This window comes from Aeromonas simiae (genome assembly GCF_014892695.1).
GTDB classification, from domain to species: Bacteria; Pseudomonadota; Gammaproteobacteria; order Enterobacterales; family Aeromonadaceae; genus Aeromonas; species Aeromonas simiae.
Genome location: NZ_CP040449.1, coordinates 2,835,519 through 2,856,354, shown reverse-complemented (window position 1 = coordinate 2,856,354; position 20,836 = coordinate 2,835,519). Strand labels below are relative to the sequence as shown.

The window sequence follows — 20,836 nt, the reverse complement described above, 5'->3', positions numbered from 1 at the left end:
CCCCCTTGCTGAGGGGGACTCTTCACCGGGGGCAAGGCCCCACCCAACCAGAAGAAGGATGAACAATATGGTCTCGGTGCGCGATATACACCTCAAGGAGAACTTCACTCTTGAAGAGTGGCTCTCGTCCCTGAATCTGGGCGAGAGTGAGCGTGAACAGTTGCGCACCCTGTACCAATACTGTCTCGGCTCGGCCGATGAGGTGGTGGCGCGTCGTCTGCTGGTGCGCGGCGTGGAGATGGTGGGCATCCTGCTGATGCTCAGCATGGATATCGGCACCCTCAAGGCGGCCATCCTCTACCCCTTTGTCGAAGCCGGCTATGTCTCGCTGGAGCAGGTGGAGACCGATTTTGGCCGCAAGATCGGCAAGTTGGTGGAAGGGGTGCTGGAGATGGAGGCGATCCGCTCCTTGCAGACCGCCCAACGCACTGAAACCTCCCTCGAGCAGGTAGACAACGTGCGGCGCATGCTGCTCGCCATGGTCGAGGATGTGCGGGCCGTGGTGATCAAGCTGGCGGAGCGGATTGCCTGTCTGCGTGAGGCCAAGCTGGCCGACGAAGAGACCCGGGTGCTGATGGCCCAGGAGATCTCCAACATCTATGCACCGCTCGCCAACCGGCTCGGCATCGGCCAGCTCAAGTGGGAGCTGGAGGATCTCGCCTTCCGTTACCTGCATCCGGAAACCTACCGGCAGATTGCCAAGCAGCTCGACGAGAAGCGGCTCGACCGGGAGCGCTATATCCGCGATTTTGTGCACGATCTCAAGGTGTCGCTGGCCGAGGCCGGTATTGAGGCCGAGGTGTATGGCCGCCCGAAACACATCTACAGCATCTGGCGCAAGATGCAGAAAAAGCACCTCGAGTTCACCGAGCTGTTCGACGTGCGCGCGGTGCGGGTGGTGACTAAGCGGTTGCAGGACTGCTATGCCGCCCTAGGGATAGTGCACACTCACTTTCATCACATCCCGCGTGAGTTTGATGACTACGTGGCCAACCCCAAGCCGAATGGATATCAGTCGATCCACACTGTCGTGGTCGGCCCCGAGGGCAAGACGGTCGAGATCCAGATCCGTACCGATCAGATGCACCAGGACGCCGAGCTGGGGGTCGCCGCCCACTGGCGCTACAAGGAGGGAACCAGCGCCGGCAAGGGGGGCTTCGAGGACAAGATCGAGTGGCTGCGCAAGCTGCTTGCCTGGCAGGAGGACATGTCCGAGAGCGGATCGCTGCTTGAGGATCTGCGCAGTCAGGTGTTCGAGGACAGGGTGTACGTCTTCACCCCCAAGGGGGATGTCATCGATCTGCCGGCCGGGGCCACTCCGCTCGATTTTGCCTATCACATCCACAGCATGATTGGTCACCGCTGCATTGGCGCCAAGATTGACGGTCGCATCGTGCCCTTCACCTATGCCTTGCAGACCGGCGATCAGGTCGAGGTGATCACCCAAAAAGAGCCCAACCCGAGCCGCGATTGGATGAACCCCAACGCGGGCTTCCTGCGCTCGAGCCGGGCCCGTGCCAAGGTGGCTACCTGGTTTAGGAAGCTGGATCGCGATAAAAATATCGCCGCCGGCCGTGAGCTACTCGACAAGGAGCTGGATAGGCACAACCTCACCTTCTCCAAGATCGACAAGGTGGCGCTCGAGCGCTTCAATGCCGAGGAGCTCGACGATCTGCTGGCGGGTATTGGCAGCGGCGACGTGCGCATCAACCAGTTGCTCAACTACCTGGAGTCCCGCTACAACAAGCCGAGTGTCGAAGAGGAGGAGCGTCGCCTGCTGGAAAAACTGGAGCAGAAGGCGAGCACGCCGTTCCGTCCCAAGCCCAAGGATCACATTGTGGTCGAGGGTGTCGGCAATCTGATGACCCACATCGCCCGCTGCTGCCAGCCCATTCCAGGCGACAGCATCGTCGGTTTTATCACCCAGGGGCGCGGCGTCTCCATCCACCGGGATGATTGTGAGCAGCTCAAGGAGCTGTCACGCCGCAACCCGGAGCGGATCATCGATGCCATCTGGGGTGAGAACTACTCGGGGGGCTACGGGCTGACCATCCGCATCGAGTCCAACGACCGTTCTGGCCTGCTGCGTGACATCACTACCGTGCTGGCCAACGAGAAGATCAACGTGATGGGGGTGCGCTCGCGCTCCAACGTCAAGTTGCAGACCGCCCAGATCGACATGGAGCTGGAGATCTACAACATCGACGCCTTCAACCGGGCGCTGGCCAAGCTGAGCCAGTTGCCGGACATGATCAGCGTCAAGCGCCTGTAATCTCACCTGGCCGGCCTGTGGGCCGGCTAGGTTTTCTCCCCTTTCTCATCCCAAGAGGACTGCATGAAACCGCCGTATCAACTCGCCGACCTGCTTGCCATCATGGAGACTCTGCGCGATCCCGAACGTGGCTGCCCTTGGGACAAAAAGCAGAGCTTTGCCAGCATAGTGCCCTACACCCTGGAGGAGGCCTATGAAGTGGCGGCGGCCATCGAGGCCGGCCAGTGGGATGAGCTCAAAGGAGAGCTGGGGGATCTCTTGTTCCAGGTGATCTTCTATGCCCAGCTTGGCAAGGAGCAGGGGCGGTTCGACTTTGGTGACATCGTCGATACGGTGAGCGACAAGCTCATTCGCCGCCATCCCCATGTGTTTGGCGAGGTGGATCTTGGCAATGAGCAGGCGGTGAAGGCGAACTGGGAGGCGACCAAGTCGCGTGAGCGGGCCGAGCGCGACCAGACCAGCGTGCTTGACGACATTCCGCTGGCCCTACCGGCCCTGAGCCGGGCACTCAAGATCCAAAAGCGCTGCGCCAGCGTCGGCTTTGACTGGAAGACCCTGGGCCCAGTGGTCGACAAGGTGCACGAAGAGATCGATGAGGTGATGGAAGAGGCGCTGATGGCTGACGTCAATCCGGAGCGGGTGGCCGATGAGCTCGGCGATTTGCTGTTTGCCACCGTCAATCTGGTGCGTCATTTGGGGCACGATCCGGAAACCGTACTGCGCGGGGCCAATGCCAAGTTTGAGCGGCGTTTTCGCAAGGTGGAGGAGCTGATCGCCGAACAGGGGCTTGCCGTGAGTGACTGCTCGTTGGAGAAACTCGATTCCACCTGGAACCGAGTGAAAGAAACTTACGAAAGTTGATTTGGCGCAAGACGACCGGCCTCGCAGGCTGTTAGATTTTTGTTCGTTGTTTGGGAGTGGGGGATTTGGTATACTGTTTCCCCGTCCTGCTTCATCTCCCCGAAGCACCTTTAAACATTCCCTAAACTTTCTTTCAGGTTCAGCATGACGACCAAATATATTTTTGTAACTGGTGGCGTTGTTTCATCCCTCGGCAAAGGCATTGCCGCAGCTTCTCTGGCAGCCATTCTGGAAGCCCGTGGTCTGGATGTGACCATCATGAAACTGGACCCCTATATCAACGTGGACCCGGGCACCATGAGCCCGACTCAGCATGGCGAAGTGTTCGTCACCGAGGACGGGGCTGAGACCGATCTGGACTTGGGTCACTACGAGCGTTTCATCCGTACCAAGATGACCCGCCGCAACAACTTCACCACCGGGCGTATCTATGCTGACGTACTGCGCAAGGAGCGCCGTGGTGACTATCTGGGTGCCACCATTCAGGTGATCCCGCACATCACCAATGCCATTAAAGAGCGGGTGATTGCTGGCGGTGAAGGCCATCAGGTGGCCATCGTCGAGATCGGTGGCACTGTGGGCGATATCGAATCCCTGCCGTTCCTGGAGGCCATTCGTCAGCTGGCTGCCGAAGTGGGTCGTAATAACGCCATGTTCATGCACCTGACCCTGGTGCCCTATCTGGCCGCCGCCGGCGAGGTGAAGACCAAGCCGACCCAGCACTCCGTCAAGGAGCTGCTCTCCATCGGTATCCAGCCGGATGTGCTGATCTGCCGCTCTGACCGCGCTATTCCGGCCAATGAGCGCGCCAAGATTGCCCTGTTCTGCAATGTGCCCGAGCGCGCAGTCATCTCGATGAAGGACGTCGACTCCATCTACAAGATCCCTTCGCTGCTCAAGTCTCAAGGGCTGGATCACTACATCACCGAGCGCTTCGGCATCGAGTGCAAGGAAGCCGATCTCTCCGAGTGGGATCAGGTGGTCTATGAAGAAGCCAATTCGACCGGTGAAGTGACCATCGGCATGGTGGGCAAGTATGTCTCTTTGCCGGATGCCTACAAGTCGGTGAACGAGGCGCTCAAGCACGGCGGTCTGAAGAACCGTCTCTCCGTGCAGATCAAGTACATCGACTCTCAGGACATCGAGACCCGTGGCGAAGAGCTGCTCGAAGGGCTCGACGCGATCCTGGTTCCCGGTGGTTTTGGCGAGCGCGGGGTGGAAGGCAAGATCCTGGCCGCCAAGTACGCTCGTGAGAACAAGATCCCCTATCTGGGTATCTGCCTCGGTATGCAGGTTGCCATGATTGAATTTGCCCGCAACGTTGCCGGTATGGAAGGGGCTCACTCCTCCGAGTTCAAGAAAGATTCTCCGTTCCCCGTGGTGGGTCTCATCACCGAGTGGGTGGATGAAGAGGGCAATGTCGAGACTCGTACCGAGAAATCCGATCTGGGCGGCACCATGCGTCTTGGCTCCCAGCTCTGCCATCTGGTCGATGGCTCCAAGGTTCGTGAGCTGTACGGCTCTGCGACCATCTACGAGCGCCACCGCCACCGTTATGAAGTCAACAACACCCTGCTGCCGAAGATTGAAGCGGCGGGTCTGAAGGTGACCGGTCTTTCCGCTGACAAAAAGTTGGTGGAGATCATCGAAATTCCGGATCACCCCTGGTTTGTTGCAGCCCAGTTCCACCCGGAGTTTACCTCTACTCCGCGTGATGGGCATGCCCTGTTCGCCGGCTTTGTCAAGGCGGCGGGTGAGTACCAGAAACGTAATCTGAAGTAATCGGGAGCGGTTGGGGCATTGTGCCCCAGCCGCTTTTACTTAATAATTTCTGTCGTTTTTTTACGAAACCTGAGGAAAGAAACATGTCCAAGATCGTTAAAGTGATCGGCCGTGAGATCATCGACTCCCGTGGTAACCCGACCGTAGAGGCCGAGGTTCATCTGGAAGGTGGTTTTGTGGGTATGGCTGCTGCTCCGTCCGGCGCCTCCACCGGCTCCCGTGAAGCCCTGGAACTGCGTGACGGCGACAAGAGCCGTTTCCTGGGCAAGGGTGTGCTGAAGGCTGTTGAAGCCGTTAACGGCCCGATTGCTCAAGCTCTGCTGGGCAAAGACGCCAAGGACCAGGCCACCGTTGACCAGATCATGATCGATCTGGACGGTACCGAGAACAAGTCCAAGTTTGGCGCCAACGCCATCCTGGCCGTCTCCCTGGCTAACGCCAAGGCTGCTGCTGCTGCCAAGGGCATGCCCCTGTACGCGCACATCGCCGAGCTGAACGGCACTGCCGGTGTTTACTCCATGCCGCTGCCGATGATGAACATCATCAATGGTGGTGAGCACGCCGACAACAACGTCGACATCCAAGAGTTCATGATCCAGCCGGTTGGCGCTAAGACCCTGAAAGAAGCTGTTCGCATGGGTGCTGAAGTGTTCCACAACCTGGCCAAGGTACTGAAGTCCAAGGGCTACAACACTGCCGTCGGTGACGAAGGTGGTTTCGCTCCGAACCTGAAGTCCAACGCCGAAGCGCTGGAAGTGATCGCTGAAGCCGTTGCTGCTGCCGGTTACAAGCTGGGCACTGACGTGACCCTGGCCATGGACTGCGCTGCTTCCGAGTTCTACGACGCTGAGAAGAACGAGTACAACCTGAAGGGCGAAGGTCGTATCTTCACCTCCAACGAGTTCTCCGAGTACCTGGCTGACCTGACCACCAAGTTCCCGATCGTCTCCATCGAAGACGGCCTGGACGAGTCTGACTGGGAAGGTTTTGCCTACCAGACCAAGATCCTGGGTGACAAGATCCAGCTGGTTGGTGACGACCTGTTCGTGACCAACACCAAGATCCTCAAGCGCGGTATCGAGAACGGCATCGCCAACTCCATCCTGATCAAGTTCAACCAGATCGGTTCCCTGACCGAGACCCTGGCTGCCATCAAGATGGCCAAGGACGCCGGTTACACCGCCGTTATCTCCCACCGCTCCGGTGAGACCGAAGACGCTACCATCGCCGATCTGGCCGTAGGTACCGCCGCAGGTCAAATCAAGACTGGCTCCATGAGCCGTTCTGACCGTGTTGCCAAGTACAACCAGCTGATCCGTATCGAGGAAGCGCTGGGTGCCAAGGCTCCGTTCCGCGGTCTGAAGGAAGTGAAGGGCCAGGCTTAATCGCCTCCTGACTTCGCGTCATTGAAAAGTCCCGCCTTGGCGGGGCTTTTTTTATATGTGCCTGTGAGAGGGGGGCATCTTTCAGGCATAAAAAAGCCACCCCGCAGGGTGGCTTTTTGTTACCGCGGGCCTCTTACAGGCTCTGGGTAAAGGTACGGGTGATGACGTCGCGCTGCTGCTCCGGGGTGAGGGAGTTGAAGCGAACGGCATAGCCGGATACACGAATGGTCAGCTGCGGGTACTTCTCCGGGTTGGCCACGGCGTCTTCCAGGGTTTCACGGCTCAGCACGTTGACGTTCAGGTGTTGACCACCTTCAACCTGGGGGGCCGCTTGCACCGGCACTTCGCGGTATTCGAACTGACCCAGTTCGGAGAGCTTGACCTGCTGGTCGGTCGTGAAGGCATCACCCTTGACGCAGATGCAGCGAGCTTCCTGGTTGGCTTCGTCGAGCAGCCAGAAAGAGTTCAGCAGAGCGGCGTTGTCGGCCTGGGTGATTTGAATGCCCTTGATCATGATACGACTCCTATTGAGAGCGAACGGATTGTAAGGAAGGAACCCATATTTCATGAAAAGGGGAGCTTGCCTTACACCTTTGAAACTGTGTGGGCATATATATCATGTTAGTAAACATACGCAAATTGATTTAAATCAAAAAAATGTCATTCTTGTGCATGTGTTTCACGATAAACCATTGAGTTTAATCAATAAAAGTAAAGTTTAAGTATTATTTAAGGTGTATTTTGAATATATCAAAATGATCTGTTTAGTGGTAATTTTTTTACCATTTTAGCGATTTCATCGGAGGGATTCGTCGATTTAACCTCTCTGTCGTGGTTGCGCCAAAAGAGAGCAATCCCTATGCTGGGCGCTCGATTGATGAGTTGGGGTTATGCAAGGTGCAAACGTGGAGTGATGTGCTGGGCGCAGAGAAACAGCAGGACTATTTCCAGCAGACATTGGCAGCGGTCAGGGCCGAACGTGAGGCGGGCAAGATTATTTATCCGCCTGCGACAGAGGTTTTCAATGCTTTCAAGTTCACCGAGCTGCGAGAGGTCAAGGTGGTGATTCTCGGCCAGGATCCTTATCACGGCCCCAACCAAGCGCATGGTCTCTGCTTCTCGGTACAGCATGGGGTTCGCATCCCCCCTTCGCTGGTCAACATCTATAAGGAGCTGGAGCGGGATCTGCCGGGCTTTACCGCTCCCGGGCATGGCTATCTGGAAAGTTGGGCTAGGCAGGGGGTGTTGCTCCTCAATACGGTGCTGACGGTGCAGGCCGGCATGGCGCACTCACATGCGAATTTGGGGTGGGAGACCTTCACCGACCGTGTTATCGAGGCTCTCAATACCCATCGCAGCGGGATCGTATTCCTGTTGTGGGGCTCGCATGCACAGAAGAAGGGGCGGTTTATCGATCGGGCTCGTCACCATGTTCTGACGGCCCCCCATCCCAGCCCGCTTTCAGCTCACCGCGGCTTCATTGGGTGTGGTCACTTCTCACAAGCCAACCGACTGTTGGAGCAACAGGAGATGGCGCCTATCGATTGGACCTCTGTCTGTCGATAGATTGACCAGAGGCATGGTAGCTCCTTGCTGGATGCATATAATGCGAGTAGAACTTCAATTTATATTCAGAGCAAAGGAGTGCCGCCATGTTATCCAGTCTGCACCAGGAGCATCTTAATATTGCCAAGCTGCTTGATCTGCTCAAGCGCAAGCAGAGCTTGATCGAGCATGAGCAGAAGGTCTGCTATCGCTTGATCCGTGATGTGGTTGATTATCTCAGCGAGGTATCGGATAAGCGCCATCATCCCAAAGAGGACATGATTTACGAATACTATCTGAAGTATCGGGTCGTGGACGGTGAGGTGGGGCATCGCCTGAAAGAGGAGCACGATAAGCTGGTTGAGGCGGGGGCCGAGCTCAAGGAGATGGTGGAGATGATCCTGATGGATGCGGTCATCCCGCTCGATCAGTTTACGGCCAAGCTGCAGCAATTTATCGAGCTGCAAGAAAAGCACATGGATTATGAGGAAGCGGTGATTTTCCCCCGTCTGCGCGAGGCGCTGACCGAAGATGATTGGCGTCATCTCGAGCAGAACTGGCAGATCCATTCCAATGCCGATCCTCTGTTCGGCCCCGAAGTGGCCCAGCATTTCCGTGATCTGGCAGGACGTCTGGCGTTATAGCCGTCGCCTAATATAAAGAGGCCCCGCATGCGGGGCCTCTTTATGGCTAGAAATCTAGGTTTTCATTGCCGCTGTCGTAGGCAATATCAATCGACTGCAGCTCCTTTTGCAGACGGTGCTTATCCTTAAGTGCCTCGATTTCCCTCCATTTGCGCTTTTTCCCCGGGCTGCGGCTACGTGAACCGAGCTCAACTACGTCTTCAAAATCGAAGTCAAACCTTTCCATGGTCTTCTCCCGGCATTGTTGTAGTTTTCACCACCGATATATCACAGCGTCTGCGACTTTAAAATGTTTCTGTGTCGATAGGATGACGGATAGCACAAGGGCGGCCAGAGGCCGCCCTTGTTTTCTATTGGAACCTGTTTTTGTTTACAGTTTACTGGCCAACATGGTTTCCAGTTTGCCCTGATCAACGGCAAACAGACGGATGCCTTCGGCCAGCTTCTCGACGGCCATCGCATCCTGGTTTAACTCCCAGCGGAATTCGGCCTCGTTCAACGGGGTGGGTTTGGGCTGTGTCTCACCCTGGAAACTCAGTTTATGTTCGACCAGCCCTTCTGCGTTGCTCAGCTCTTCCAGCAGGGCAGGGCCTATGGTCAGACGGTCACAGCCGGCCAGCTCAAGGATTTCACCGGTATTGCGGAAACTAGCCCCCATGACCACGGTGTCATAGCCGTGCTGCTTGTAGTAGTGGTAGATACTGGTGACGGAAACCACGCCCGGATCTTCGGCGGCGGTGTAGTCACGGTTGTGCTTGGCCTTATACCAGTCGAGGATACGCCCGACAAACGGAGAGATGAGGAAGACCCCGGCTTCGGCGCAGGCGCGCGCCTGGGCGAAGGAGAACAGCAAGGTCAGGTTGCACTGGATCCCCTCTTGCTCCAACACCTCGGCGGCGCGGATCCCTTCCCAGGTGGAGGCCAACTTGATCAGGATCCGGTCATTGCTAATACCAGCTTCGTTGTAGAGGCGCATCAGCTTGCGCGCCTTGGCGATGCTGGCTGCGGTATCAAAGGAGAGGCGGGCATCCACTTCGGTAGAGATTCGGCCAGGGACTATTTTCAGGATCTCTAGGCCGATGTTGACAGCCAGCTTGTCGCCGGCATCGATGATCTGCTGCGCCTTGTCACTGCTCTGGGCCTTGGCCCAAGTTATGGCGTCTTCGATCAGTGCGGCGTACTCAGGAATGGCTGAGGCCTTGAGTACCAACGAGGGGTTGGTCGTTGCGTCGATCGGTTGGTAGCGTTTGATCGCTTCGATGTCACCGGTATCGGCGACAACGGTTGTAAGGGCTTTGAGCTGGGTCAGTTTATCGGCCATAGCGGTATCTATCTCTTTAGGTGTGAGCGACCATGCCGGAAGGCGAGGTGGTGCTTGAAAGCCAGTTACATTTATTGAGCCCCATCCGGGGGCTCTGGAGTGCGTCCGCCTACTTAATACCTAGCGGCTGGGGCCTGCAATAGGGGGAATTGGGTGGCATTTGTACAGGAGGAGGGACGCTGGGGGCGAATGGTGTCTATCTATATGAAAAATAGTTGTTTTATCTGGCTGCGACAGTGTCTGCTTGCCGATGATTAATAACTTATTTTTTTAGTTTCAAAAACATTTGTGATTTTTGTCACAATAAATGTGATGCTGCCATCTTGAAATTTTACTACATATAAACGTTTTTTCTGTGTAACTGCACAATAGAGTGGATGGTTTAAAAACGTTTTACATGAATTCAAATCAATGGATAATCCATCAATAAAACACGTGGTCTTGCCTGCTAGCTGTGACTAAGGCCTCCTGCCTTTTGTTCGTTTTCCCGCCGTATTGCTGTGATCATTAGGAACTGATGCTGTGGTTGTGCTAAATTTCGGCGCTTTAGAAAACGTTGCCACTGCTGTGGTACTGGACAAGTTGGGACTGGGCTTAGGTTCGGGTCTTGGATGTTAATAAAAACGAGAGCCTTATGGATACATTGATTGCATTGCTCAACGATCTACTCTGGGGCGCTGTGCTGATCTATCTGCTGATTGGCGTGGGGGTCTTCTTCACCCTGAGACTGGGATTTATTCAGCTGCGTCATTTCAGACACATGTTCTCTGTGCTGAGAAACAGTCGTAAGTCGGATCAGGCGGGGATCTCCTCCTTCCAGGCGCTTTGCACCAGTCTGGCTGCTCGGGTCGGCACGGGCAATCTGGCCGGCGTTGCCGTTGCCCTCTATCTGGGGGGGCCCGGCGCCATTTTCTGGATGTGGCTGATTGCCTTCATCGGTATGTCGACCGCCTTTGTCGAGAGCGCCCTGGCGCAGCTCTACAAGGTCAAGGATGAAGACGGCAACTACCGGGGGGGCCCTGCCTATTATATGGAGCGAGGCCTCGGCATGCGCTGGATGGGGGTACTCTTCTCCCTCTGTCTGTTGCTGGCTTTTGGCCTGGTATTTAATGCGGTACAGGCGAACTCCATCAGTCTGGCGATGAATGTGGCCTTTGGTATTCCTGACTGGATCAGTGGTATAGCGCTGGTACTGCTGGCCTCGCTGATCATTTTTGGTGGGATCCGCAGTGTGGCCCGCTTTGCCGAGATGGTGGTGCCCTTCATGGCGCTGGCCTATATCGCCATGGCGCTGGTGATTGTTGCGCTCAACATCACTGAGCTGCCGGGGATTTTCGCCCTCATTATCAAGTCTGCGTTCGGCTTCGAGCAGGCCGGCTCGGGTGCATTGGGATACGCCATCTCCCAGGCGATGATTAATGGTATCAAGCGCGGCCTCTTCTCGAATGAGGCAGGGATGGGCTCAGCTCCTAATGCCGCTGCCACAGCAACGCCTTACCCTCCGCATCCCGCCTCTCAGGGATATGTACAGATGCTGGGGGTCTTTATGGATACCATCGTCATCTGTACCTGTACTGCGGCTATTATCCTGCTCTCCGGGCAGTTTGAACCGGGATCTGGTATTACGGGTGTCGAGTTGACCCAACGAGCCCTCTCCTCTCAGGTCGGAAGCTGGGGTAACAGCTTCATTGCCGCCGCGATTTTCTTTTTCGCTTTTACCTCCATTGTGGCGAATTACTCCTATGCCGAGACCAACTTGGTTTTCCTTGAGCGCAACCATAAAGTGGGCTTGATCCTGTTCCGCTTGGTGGTGTTGGGGATGGTGATGTTTGGTTCTGTGGGGGAATTGCCCACGGTATGGGCCATGGCTGATGTTTCTATGGCATTGATGGCCATTGTTAACTTGGTCGCTATATTACTGCTCTCCGGTGTAGCGATTAAACTGGCCAAAGATTATAACGACCAACTCAAATTGGGTAAGGTGCCGACGTTCGATGCCAATAAATACCCGGAAATCCGGGAGCAGCTTGAGCCCGGAATTTGGGATGATCGCAAGTCATAAATCGTGTTTATGTGACATATAAGAGGGCTGCGGCCCTCTTTTTATTTGTTTCTTTATTAGATTTAACGATTTTAGCTGTGTAGAGCGTCGCGTGTTCTTATCTTGCTCGCTGAGCCGCAACACTCTCGCCCCATTCCATCTTTTTATCGTCGAATACCCGATATGTCGATAAAAGAGTCTGGTAGACGTATCCCTCCTTTAATTCTTCCATTCCGCTTATCTTGATGGATTCAATATCGCTTAAAAATCACGGTCGTTCCTGCACGCCCATGTCCGCTTTCTCACATGGGGTGTCGAAAGGGGCCCATGCAACCTTCCTTTGACACCCCTTCCCCCTCTGTCTCCCAGACCCGTGACATGGTGTGTTCCCGACTCCGTCACTCAGGCAAGGTGTGTGTTGTGAGGCTCAATGGGGCGAGTTTTGCCTGTTTCCCCTCTAGGATGAGGCTGATAAAGATTATTGATGTGTTTTTAAGGCTTTTAACTCTCGTTTGATGTGAGTGATAAGTATCTTTTCATTCGTTTTCCATGTCTCCTTGTTGGAATTATAAGTTATAAAATCAATTTTTAACGGTGTTTTAATTTTAAAATTTATGTTTTCATGGTTTTATGTTTTGTTTTATCTGGTTTGCATGGTTTCATATCCGTGTCGCCACTACCCCGGCCAGCATGTCCGATTGAGACACCAGTCTGCATGCCATAACAGAGAGCCATCGGGTTGATGCCGGTGGAAGTGGTGGGACTGATGAATGTTGCCGTGATGGGCAGCTTCATTTCGCATTACGCACAATGTAAGACTTATTAGGAAGCTGTTATGTTCAAGAAAAGCCTGCTCGCCGCTCTGACTGTTCTGGCCGTCAACAATGCCTACGCCATCACCGATACCGGCGTTCCTGGTGGTACCATTACCTTCAATGGCTCTGTCACCGACACCACCTGTAATATCACCACCAGCAATGGTGCTGACTTCAGCGTACAACTGAGCCCGGTTACGGTCAGCAGTGTTGGTACCGACGTGGGTCTTGTTAACGAAGGCAGCAAGGCCTTCACCATGGCCGTCTCCGACTGCTCCAGCACCAATGACGAAGCGACTGCGCTGAAGATCACCTTCTCCAGCTCCAACGTTTCCGATGACGAAAAGTATCTGAAGAACTACTCCGGGACCGCGACTGGGGTGGGTATTGCTCTGACCAGCGATGGCAAGACCATGATCCCCTTCAATACCACTCACGATACCGGTCTGAAGAAGACTGATTTTGCCAATGCTGGTGAAACCAAGAGCCTGACCTACTACGCCAACTACTACAACTTTGGCGGTGCAGATGTGACTGCGGGCTCCGTCGTTACCGCTGCTACTTATACCTTCAGCTACGAGTAATAGCGATATGGCCGGAAGCGTCGTCTTCCGGCCCATTAAGGTGAATACCATGAAATATATCTTCGTCTTGATGGGCTTGCTTTTTTCCATGGCAAGTCAGGCTAGCGTGATCGTTAATGCCACCCTGGTGGTATATCCGTCAGATGCAAAATTCGTCAATGTTCAATTGGTGAATCGTGGCACAACCACTCACTTGGTGCAGTCATGGATTGATGATGGAAACGTCAGTGATACACCTGAAAAAATTAAGGTTCCGTTTGTTCTGACACCCCCGGTAGTCAAGATGAAAGGTGGTGAGGGCCAATCAGTAAAAATTGTTGGCAAAAACCTTGATTCGCTGCCGAATAATCGTGAGTCGGTATTCTGGTTGAATATCGTTGATATTCCTCCTCAGCCGGAGGGAAAAGCGAATGAAAATTACCTCCAGGTGGCGATTCGTACACGTATTAAATTGTTTTATCGCCCTGTCGGACTGTCCGATAGCGTTAATGAGGCGGTCAAACACCTCTCACTGCAACGCAATGGGGGGGCGACCTGTGTCAAGAATGATTCACCCTATTACCTGACCATAGTAAATGCGGTGACTTGGCATGGCGGTGATTTAAAAAAGAAAGTGCAGGGTAATCTACTCGATGAGGCACTTTTTATTGCTCCCTATTCTTGTCTTGCCGTCCCGGCTTCAATGAATGGTAGCGGCCAATATCGGATTAGTTATCTGGATGACTTTGGGGCACAACGTTTTGCCCTTCTCTAATTAACTCGCTGGCTACGGGCATATATTGATGAAGATGAACAAGAGTGTTGTTGTGATGAGGATGCTGTTGTTGCAGGTCATCTCATCTACACTGCCGCTTTCTACCGTATATGCCGAAACTTTTAACTCGAGCCTGTTGGTGGGCGCCTCTTCCAATGTGGATTGGAACGATGACGCGCTGATGATCGCGCCGGGGGCTTACGAGTTTGAGGTCTATGTAAACCAGCAGTGGCGCGGCAAGTTCACGCTGCGGGTGGTGGAGAACCATGCCGATGCAATCTATGTGCGTCAGGCTGATATCCCCGCCCTCGGTATTTTGGATATTCCCGCGCAAAAAATGGCTCAGGAAGAGGAAGAGATCCCCCTCGCTGAGTTGCTCCATGGTGGCACGAGTGACCTGCAGTTTGGCGAAATGAAGGCCATGCTGGAGCTGCCCCAGGCCTATGTGGAAGAGATCAGTCGTAACTGGGTCAATCCCGACAAGTGGGATCCGGGTATCAATGGTTTCTACAGCAGCTATAACGCGAGCTACTACCGCGCCAGTGCCAAAGATGGGTCATTTGATACCAACCAGAGTGCTTTTGTGTCACTGCACAGCGGGCTAAACCTGGGGGCATGGCACTTTCGTGATGTCTCTAACTTCAGTTATGAGGACATCAGTGGTCAGCGTAGCTGGCGTAGCAACTCCCGCTATCTGGAGCGGGCGCTGCCGGAGATAACCAGCGTCGCCAGTGCCGGCGATCGTTACACCACCTCCAGCTATTTTGACTCGCTGCGTTTTCGTGGTGTGACGCTGGACAAGGACGTGCGCATGCTGCCGGACAAGGATCGCACCTATATGCCGGTGGTGCGTGGGGAGGCCAGCTCCAGTGCCGTCATCACTGTCTATCAGGATGGCCACTCGATCTACCAGATGTCGGTTCCCCCTGGCCCGTTTGCCATCCGCGATCTGATGCCGACCGGTTCTCGTAGCGATCTCAAGGTGGAGGTCAAGAACTCCGGTGGGAAAACGGAGCGTTTCGTGGTGCCGTTTGCAACCATGGCCGACATGATGCGTCCCGGTAGTGATGACTATCACTTCAATATCGGTGAGGTCCACCAAGAGGGGAATGACGAGCATCCCTTGTTTGCTCAGGGGACTTACATTCGGGGCATCAATAATTACTGGACCCTGTTCGGGGGGCTCACTGGCAGTAGCGATTATCGCTCCTATTTGCTGGGCAGTGCGATTTCTCTGCCTTATATCGGGTCCGTATCGGCGAACGTGGAGCAGTCTTTTTATGACCTGAACGGCCATAAGAAGAGCGGGGAGAAGTACTCGGTCTCTTACAGTAAGTACTTTGCGACCGAGACCAACTTGACGCTGGCGAACTACTACTATCGCACCCGTAACTTTCTCTCCTTCTCCGATTTCGTGTCGGCCAAGGGAGCCAAGACGGAGGCCGTGCAGCGTAACAAGCAGGTGTTCAGCGTCTCGTTGGCGCAAAACCTGCCCGACCCATACGGTCGCTTCACTTTTGATGCCTACGTGAGTGACTACTGGAGCGATGACAAGGTCACCAAGCAGTACAGCCTGAGTTACAACAACAACATAGGTAAGGCGAGCTACACCCTGTCGCTGCGACGTTCGGACTATGACCAGAATTACGACGAGGCGCAGCAAGAGGAAGAAGGGGCGCTGAGTGCACAACTGAAGAGACATCGCCAGAGTGAAAACAGCGCTTATCTGAGTGTCACTATTCCGATGACGCTGTTCGACAGCCCCGCCAGCATGACGGCGCGCACCGCTTTCGACAAGCACGGCTACCAGTCGACCAATCTGGGGATGAGCGGCGGGCTGGAGCAGTTGGACTATAGCCTGAGCGCCGCCCATGACCACCTGGGGAACGCCAAGTCGGTCGATCTCTACGGGGCATGGAATGCCAACAAGGTGAACCTCAATGCGGGTCTGACGGAGGCGAGCGATTATCGCCAGGTCAGTCTGGGGGCCAGCGGAACCGTTCTGGCTTATGCCGATGATGTGCTGCTGACAGCCGATACCGGCAACACCTTTGTCATCGTGGATGCGCCCGGCGTGGAGAATGCGGCCATCAACGGAGATAGCCGACGCCGTACCGATAAGCATGGTCGTGCCCTGGTGTCGGGGGCGGTGGCCTATCGCATGAACGACTTCGTACTGGAGAGTGACGACAAGGCGGATAGTGAGGTTGATGTACTGGGAAATATTGCCCGCGTCGCCCCTTATGAGGGCAGTATCATCAATATCAAATATAAGACCGATACCCGCAAAAATTACCTCATGGATGTTCGTGATAGCGTCGGTAATGAATTACCTTTTGGTGCCGTAGTTTATAACGGCAATGACCAGGAAATTGGATATGTTGCGCAGGGAAGCCAGGTTTACATCAAATCGGATGAATTACCTGAGCGTATTAAAGTTAAGTATCGCAAAGCCAAGGTGGCTGAGCAGTGCATTATTTCTGATGTCCATGAGAGTGGCGTTAATACCTGTAGCTAATCGTAGATTTATGTATTGAGGGTTTTATGCCTTGCTATCGTTTTCAGCCGATTGTCAATCTGCATACCGAGCACGTGATTGGTCATGAGGTATTGCTCAAAATGCACCAGTCGGTCGACTTGGAGGCGTATTTCTCGACATTGACGACAGACAAGATGGTGGATCTGTTTTGCCGCCAGGTGGGGTTTGTGACCAGCAGTAAGCGGGGTAAGAAAACCTTCATCAATCTGCCGGTGGAGTCCTTGCTCAATGCTGCCCTGTTTGGCCGCATCATGAGTTCGCTGAGCCGTGTCGAAGAGATGCACCTGGTGATTGAAATTCAGGACCCGGAAGCGTTGCACCGTTTGCACGGAGAAGAGCTGAAACTGTTCTCTAACCATGTCCATGCCATGCGCAAGATGGGGGTGGAGGTCTGGATCGACGATATCACCGCCTTTGCCCTGATGGTGTGCATCGAGATGGGACTGAAAATCGACGGTATCAAAATCTCCCATCGCCTGTTTGCCCATTTCAAAGCCTTGGGCCAGGGGCTGACCGATTTTGTCAAAGCATGCCGCAAGGTATCGAACACCATCCTAGCCGAGGGTATCGAGACGGCAGAGGACGTGCACTTGGCCATTGATGCCGGCTGTGACCTGGGACAGGGCTTTCTCTGGCAGGAATTCTGCCTGAAGGATTCCTGATCATTCAGACATGCTCTTGGGAGGGGGGATGTTGATAAAAACATTGATGCTAACCGTGTTGCTGTGGTGGGCGGTGTCGGCTCAATCGGCTGAGGTGGCCGCTCCCCGCGGGGCATTTGCCAACACCTGTGATGTCACCGGCAAGGTGAAGGAGTCGATCAAGAGTCTCAATCTCTCCAAGGCTTTTCTCAACAGCGATACGGTCACCTATACCAACACCACGGCCTGGAACGGCCGGATGTACTGTGTGTGGGTGATCGGCGCGGATAACATGTTCTTTTTCAGCGGCTTGATGGGCCCGAAAGACAACGAGCCCTTCTATGTCGAGTTCAGTGATGATACCAGCGACACCACCTACTGGTTGAAATTCACGGTGGATTTTGACCCCTGGAAGAAGGCAGTGAGCGGGATGGCCGGCTTTCACTCGGTGGGAAGCTATCAGACCACCTACACCCTGACCATCACTCTGCTCAAGAGCAGCCCCAAGGATATCAGCAGTAGCAACAGCAAGAAGACGAGTAACGGGGTTGTCACCATCATTCCGGCGGTGGTGAGCGGTCATGGGGGGGCCGACAAGGGATCGGGCTCCAAGCAGTACGGTACGATGGCGCGTAACTACAACATCAATGACGTCGCTGCCAGCAGTTGGGATTCGGGGCGCTTCATCGCCTTTGAACGGCTCTCCATTGTCTTTAGCCCTAACCAGACCACCTGCGATGCGAAGGACACGACGGTGCAGATGCCTCCCGCGACGCTGGCTCGCCTGATCTCGCAGGGGCAGGCTCCGGGGCGCTTTTTCAACATCCCCATCACCTGTGATTCGGGCACCGTATTGGATAGATCGACCCGGCGTGTGACCTCCTGGCTGGCCAGCAACGATCTGCTCAACGAGGCGAGCAGCGGCACCATCATGGTCAATGAGGAGAGCGAGGCTGAGGGGGTGGGCATCTCGTTACGCGATCATGTGGGGCAGGATCTCGTTTTGGCTAGCCCCTCGTCCTCCGGCAGTGATGCGACCCCGTTATTTACGATCGAGAAAGGGGAGACACTCGATTCGGATTACAACGTCTACATGGAGGCCTACTACAAGGCCTATGGCACGGTGAAGGCTGGCAGCGTGATGGCTACCGCCGTGGTCATGTTTAACTACGAATAGGCGCACTTGCGCACCAATTAGAATGGATAGGCTCTGGATATCAGATTGCCGTCCTTCCTAGGTTTACGATGTCGATGTTCGCAAGGAGGTGGGATGGCGGTTTGCCATCATCGTCGGTAAGCCAGGTTATCAGGCTTGCAATCACAGTGGGTTGAGCGCTCTTGTTCACGGGATGACCACGATTGCATTGGTATTGAATCGACAACGAGAGACAGTAACGTGTCAAAAATTTTCTATACCCTTTGCATGGCATGGGCCATCTTGTTGCTGCCCATGACCGGTCATGCGGCAGGCCAGACTCGAGACCCGCGCGGCTTGCTTGGCGATACCTGTGATCCCTACAACGGGGGGCTTATCAGCGGCATCTTTCGCAAGAAACATGTCCAAGAGTCCAACAAGACCTGGAATCTCTCCCGCGCGTTTCTCAACGGCGTGGGGTCCGTCTCCAAGACCTTTACCAGCAGTTGGTCGGGCAAGATGACCTGTACCTATGGGATCACCGATAACGTTTACTTCTTCAGTGCTCTCAACGGTGCGCCTTTCTACGTGGTATTCAATGATAACGAGACGGCGCTGACCTACTGGATTAAATTCACCGTGACCGTCGAGAGCAGCAAGAAGGGGGTGAGTGGTATCGGTGGGACTCACAGCCTGTCAGGGTATCAGGGCTCCTATACCATCACGGCCACCCTGCTGACCCAGAAACCCTCGGACATTACCTCTGCCAACAGCAAGACGGTCGGCAGCGGCGTGGCCAATCTGGTGCCGGTAGTGGCCAGCGGCCATGGCGGTGCGAGCACCTCGACTGGCGGTCTTTTTAACCGCACGACGTATGGTCAGAAGGCGCTCAACTACATGATCAACGATACGGCGTCGAGCGGCTGGGATACCGCTGATTTTCTGGCGTTCGAGACGCTGAGCATCACCTATTCACCGAACCAGACTACCTGTGAGGTGACCCATGATGTCACCATCACCTTGCCACCGGCCTCTTATGCCAGATTGGTGAGCAATGGCAGTGCGCCCGGCCGACTTTTTGAGGTGCCCATTGAGTGTGGCAGCCAGACCAGTATCACCACGTCGACCCGTAATATCATGGCGTGGCTCTCCAGCCACGATCTGGTCGATGACAATGGCAGCACGGGTACCATCATGTCCAATGATGAGAGCAGCGCGGAAGGGGTGGGGATCGTATTGAGCGACGTTGTAGGAGAGATATTGACCCTCTCGAACGGCTATTCCAGAGGGACGGGCACAACGGAACTCTTCACCATCGGAAAGGCGTTGTTTCCCAAATCAGCCAGCAAGTCATGACGTTCCCAGCCCAGGGTGAGCGCTACACTCGGGGCTTTCTGACAGGTAGGCCAAGGGTATTCAGTTTGTTCATCGCACACACGTAGGCCATGACCTCTCCCACTTGACCGTTGTAGTTACGCAGACTGATTTTCCCCGTCAGCAACTGTTTGAACCGGTACATCGCCGTCTCTGCCAGCGAGCGACGGTGATACCCCGATATCTTCTTCCAGTGCGCCAACCCTTCCTTGCGCATCACCAGCACAGCCTCATTTCTTGGATGCCCCTTTTTCCAGAGCCCCGCACTCTTGCGAGGCGGGATACAGGCTATCGCCCCTTTGCGCGAGATAAGCTGATGGCTGGCCTTGCTGTCATAGGCGCCATCTGCATAAACACGCCCCAGCTTACGCCGCAGAGGGTTAAGCAAGGTGGGCAACACCTCAGCATCATGGACATTTTCCAGCGAGACTTCCGCCGCCACGATATCGTGGCTCACCGGGTCTACCGCCAGATGCAACTTGCGCCACACTCGCCGCTTCTCAGCGCCATGTTTTCTAACCTTCCACTCGCCTTCGCCAAACACCTTCAGGCCAGTCGAGTCGATAACCAGGTCGGTGATGCGCCCCTTGCTGGGCTGCCGATAGGTCACGGTCACCGTGCGGGCCCGCTTGCTGACACAGCTATAGTCCGGTGCGCACAACGGCACATTCATCAACTCGAACAGGGAGTCGAATAGTCCCTGAGTAGCCCGCAGAGTGAGGTTGAAAATTCCCTTGAGCATCAGGAAGGTACAGATGGTCTGGTCAGTGTAAAGCTGGCTGCGGCCCCGCCGCCCATGATGGTCGTGGTAGAGCCAGTTGTTCATGACTTCGGCATCAACCCAGAAGGTGAGTGAACCTCGGTTAATCAAAGACTTGTTGTATTTAGGCCAATTGGTGATGGGGTGAAGCGACTTGCCCATAATGCAGACTTGAAGAGGATGGTGGTGATCAGATCACCAAGTCCTCTGTTAGTTCCATTCAAGCTGCATCGATTTGGGAAACAACGCCCATCGGAAAAGGAGAGAAGCTAGAGAGTGATTACAACATCTATCTGATGGCCTCGTACAAGGTATACGACGCAAAGACCTTGGTGCCGGGTACCATCATCGCGACCGCCCAAGTGATGTTCAGTTACGATTAG

At 54.8% G+C, this 20,836-nt stretch carries 17 protein-coding genes; 13 read left to right on the top strand and 4 right to left on the bottom strand.

Annotation, left to right across the window (positions count from 1 at the left end):
- Nucleotides 1-67 precede the first annotated feature (67 nt).
- From relA to eno, 4 genes are all read left to right on the top strand, one after another.
- Complete coding sequence (gene relA / locus FE240_RS13480) at nt 68-2,272, top strand: GTP diphosphokinase (RefSeq protein WP_193004559.1); 2,205 nt, start codon at nt 68-70, stop codon at nt 2,270-2,272.
- Nucleotides 2,273-2,335: 63 nt separating this feature from the next.
- The gene (gene mazG / locus FE240_RS13475) at nt 2,336-3,133 is read left to right on the top strand and encodes a nucleoside triphosphate pyrophosphohydrolase (RefSeq protein WP_193001625.1); all 798 of its coding nucleotides are present in this window, start codon (nt 2,336-2,338) and stop codon (nt 3,131-3,133) included.
- A gap of 144 nt (nt 3,134-3,277) precedes the next feature.
- The gene (locus FE240_RS13470; RefSeq protein ID WP_042047968.1) at nt 3,278-4,915 is read left to right on the top strand and encodes a CTP synthase; all 1,638 of its coding nucleotides are present in this window, start codon (nt 3,278-3,280) and stop codon (nt 4,913-4,915) included.
- Between the two features lie 83 nt (nt 4,916-4,998).
- Nucleotides 4,999-6,300 carry a phosphopyruvate hydratase gene (gene eno, locus FE240_RS13465; protein WP_042047969.1) on the top strand — a complete coding sequence of 434 codons (1,302 nt, stop codon included), beginning with the start codon at nt 4,999-5,001 and terminating at the stop codon, nt 6,298-6,300.
- A 133-nt stretch (nt 6,301-6,433) separates the two neighbouring features.
- On the opposite strand, the gene grcA is transcribed toward eno, so the two are convergent.
- The gene (gene grcA, locus FE240_RS13460) at nt 6,434-6,814 is read right to left on the bottom strand and encodes an autonomous glycyl radical cofactor GrcA (RefSeq protein WP_193001623.1); all 381 of its coding nucleotides are present in this window, start codon (nt 6,812-6,814) and stop codon (nt 6,434-6,436) included.
- A gap of 383 nt (nt 6,815-7,197) precedes the next feature.
- Between grcA and ung the strand changes: the two genes are divergently transcribed.
- On the top strand, nt 7,198-7,866 hold the full coding sequence (ung, locus tag FE240_RS13455) for a uracil-DNA glycosylase (protein WP_193004558.1): 669 nt from the start codon (nt 7,198-7,200) through the stop codon (nt 7,864-7,866).
- An 86-nt stretch (nt 7,867-7,952) separates the two neighbouring features.
- Nucleotides 7,953-8,489, top strand: a complete 537-nt coding sequence (locus tag FE240_RS13450; RefSeq protein ID WP_193001621.1) for a hemerythrin domain-containing protein — start codon at nt 7,953-7,955, stop codon at nt 8,487-8,489.
- A 46-nt stretch (nt 8,490-8,535) separates the two neighbouring features.
- Here the strand turns inward: FE240_RS13450 and FE240_RS13445 are convergent, their stop codons facing one another.
- Entirely contained in the window at nt 8,536-8,715 is a 180-nt protein-coding gene (locus FE240_RS13445; RefSeq protein ID WP_193001619.1) for a DUF3545 family protein, read from the bottom strand.
- A 144-nt stretch (nt 8,716-8,859) separates the two neighbouring features.
- The gene (gene tal, locus FE240_RS13440) at nt 8,860-9,810 is read right to left on the bottom strand and encodes a transaldolase (protein WP_193001617.1); all 951 of its coding nucleotides are present in this window, start codon (nt 9,808-9,810) and stop codon (nt 8,860-8,862) included.
- Nucleotides 9,811-10,444: 634 nt separating this feature from the next.
- Between tal and FE240_RS13435 the strand changes: the two genes are divergently transcribed.
- From FE240_RS13435 to FE240_RS13405, 7 genes are all read left to right on the top strand, one after another.
- Nucleotides 10,445-11,872 carry an alanine/glycine:cation symporter family protein gene (locus FE240_RS13435; protein WP_193004557.1) on the top strand — a complete coding sequence of 476 codons (1,428 nt, stop codon included), beginning with the start codon at nt 10,445-10,447 and terminating at the stop codon, nt 11,870-11,872.
- 814 nt (nt 11,873-12,686) lie between these two features.
- The gene (locus tag FE240_RS13430) at nt 12,687-13,250 is read left to right on the top strand and encodes a fimbrial protein (protein WP_193001615.1); all 564 of its coding nucleotides are present in this window, start codon (nt 12,687-12,689) and stop codon (nt 13,248-13,250) included.
- Nucleotides 13,251-13,299: 49 nt separating this feature from the next.
- Complete coding sequence (locus FE240_RS13425; protein WP_193001613.1) at nt 13,300-14,004, top strand: fimbrial biogenesis chaperone; 705 nt, start codon at nt 13,300-13,302, stop codon at nt 14,002-14,004.
- 55 nt (nt 14,005-14,059) lie between these two features.
- Nucleotides 14,060-16,522, top strand: a complete 2,463-nt coding sequence (locus FE240_RS13420) for a fimbria/pilus outer membrane usher protein (protein ID WP_226799157.1) — start codon at nt 14,060-14,062, stop codon at nt 16,520-16,522.
- A gap of 26 nt (nt 16,523-16,548) precedes the next feature.
- On the top strand, nt 16,549-17,205 hold the full coding sequence (locus FE240_RS13415; protein ID WP_193001609.1) for an EAL domain-containing protein: 657 nt from the start codon (nt 16,549-16,551) through the stop codon (nt 17,203-17,205).
- A 28-nt stretch (nt 17,206-17,233) separates the two neighbouring features.
- Nucleotides 17,234-18,361, top strand: a complete 1,128-nt coding sequence (locus FE240_RS13410; RefSeq protein ID WP_193001607.1) for a fimbrial protein — start codon at nt 17,234-17,236, stop codon at nt 18,359-18,361.
- Between the two features lie 219 nt (nt 18,362-18,580).
- Nucleotides 18,581-19,675, top strand: coding sequence for a fimbrial protein (locus FE240_RS13405; protein WP_193001605.1), 1,095 nt, complete (start codon nt 18,581-18,583; stop codon nt 19,673-19,675).
- 22 nt (nt 19,676-19,697) lie between these two features.
- Here FE240_RS13405 and FE240_RS13400 read toward each other — a convergent pair whose 3' ends face one another.
- The gene (locus tag FE240_RS13400; RefSeq protein WP_193000518.1) at nt 19,698-20,615 is read right to left on the bottom strand and encodes an IS5 family transposase; all 918 of its coding nucleotides are present in this window, start codon (nt 20,613-20,615) and stop codon (nt 19,698-19,700) included.
- Nucleotides 20,616-20,836 lie beyond the last annotated feature (221 nt).

What these genes read in the sequence shown, in the direction of transcription:
- relA (WP_193004559.1), top strand. Translation starts at nt 68, where the DNA reads ATGGTCTCGGTGCGCGATATACACCTCAAGGAGAACTTCACTCTTGAA.
- grcA (WP_193001623.1), bottom strand. Translation starts at nt 6,814, where the DNA reads ATGATCAAGGGCATTCAAATCACCCAGGCCGACAACGCCGCTCTGCTG.
- FE240_RS13400 (WP_193000518.1), bottom strand. Translation starts at nt 20,615, where the DNA reads ATGGGCAAGTCGCTTCACCCCATCACCAATTGGCCTAAATACAACAAG.
- FE240_RS13410 (WP_193001607.1), top strand. Translation starts at nt 17,234, where the DNA reads ATGTTGATAAAAACATTGATGCTAACCGTGTTGCTGTGGTGGGCGGTG.
- eno (WP_042047969.1), top strand. Translation starts at nt 4,999, where the DNA reads ATGTCCAAGATCGTTAAAGTGATCGGCCGTGAGATCATCGACTCCCGT.
- FE240_RS13425 (WP_193001613.1), top strand. Translation starts at nt 13,300, where the DNA reads ATGAAATATATCTTCGTCTTGATGGGCTTGCTTTTTTCCATGGCAAGT.
- FE240_RS13450 (WP_193001621.1), top strand. Translation starts at nt 7,953, where the DNA reads ATGTTATCCAGTCTGCACCAGGAGCATCTTAATATTGCCAAGCTGCTT.
- FE240_RS13430 (WP_193001615.1), top strand. Translation starts at nt 12,687, where the DNA reads ATGTTCAAGAAAAGCCTGCTCGCCGCTCTGACTGTTCTGGCCGTCAAC.
- tal (WP_193001617.1), bottom strand. Translation starts at nt 9,810, where the DNA reads ATGGCCGATAAACTGACCCAGCTCAAAGCCCTTACAACCGTTGTCGCC.
- FE240_RS13470 (WP_042047968.1), top strand. Translation starts at nt 3,278, where the DNA reads ATGACGACCAAATATATTTTTGTAACTGGTGGCGTTGTTTCATCCCTC.
- FE240_RS13435 (WP_193004557.1), top strand. Translation starts at nt 10,445, where the DNA reads ATGGATACATTGATTGCATTGCTCAACGATCTACTCTGGGGCGCTGTG.
- FE240_RS13445 (WP_193001619.1), bottom strand. Translation starts at nt 8,715, where the DNA reads ATGGAAAGGTTTGACTTCGATTTTGAAGACGTAGTTGAGCTCGGTTCA.
- FE240_RS13415 (WP_193001609.1), top strand. Translation starts at nt 16,549, where the DNA reads ATGCCTTGCTATCGTTTTCAGCCGATTGTCAATCTGCATACCGAGCAC.
- FE240_RS13420 (WP_226799157.1), top strand. Translation starts at nt 14,060, where the DNA reads ATGAGGATGCTGTTGTTGCAGGTCATCTCATCTACACTGCCGCTTTCT.
- mazG (WP_193001625.1), top strand. Translation starts at nt 2,336, where the DNA reads ATGAAACCGCCGTATCAACTCGCCGACCTGCTTGCCATCATGGAGACT.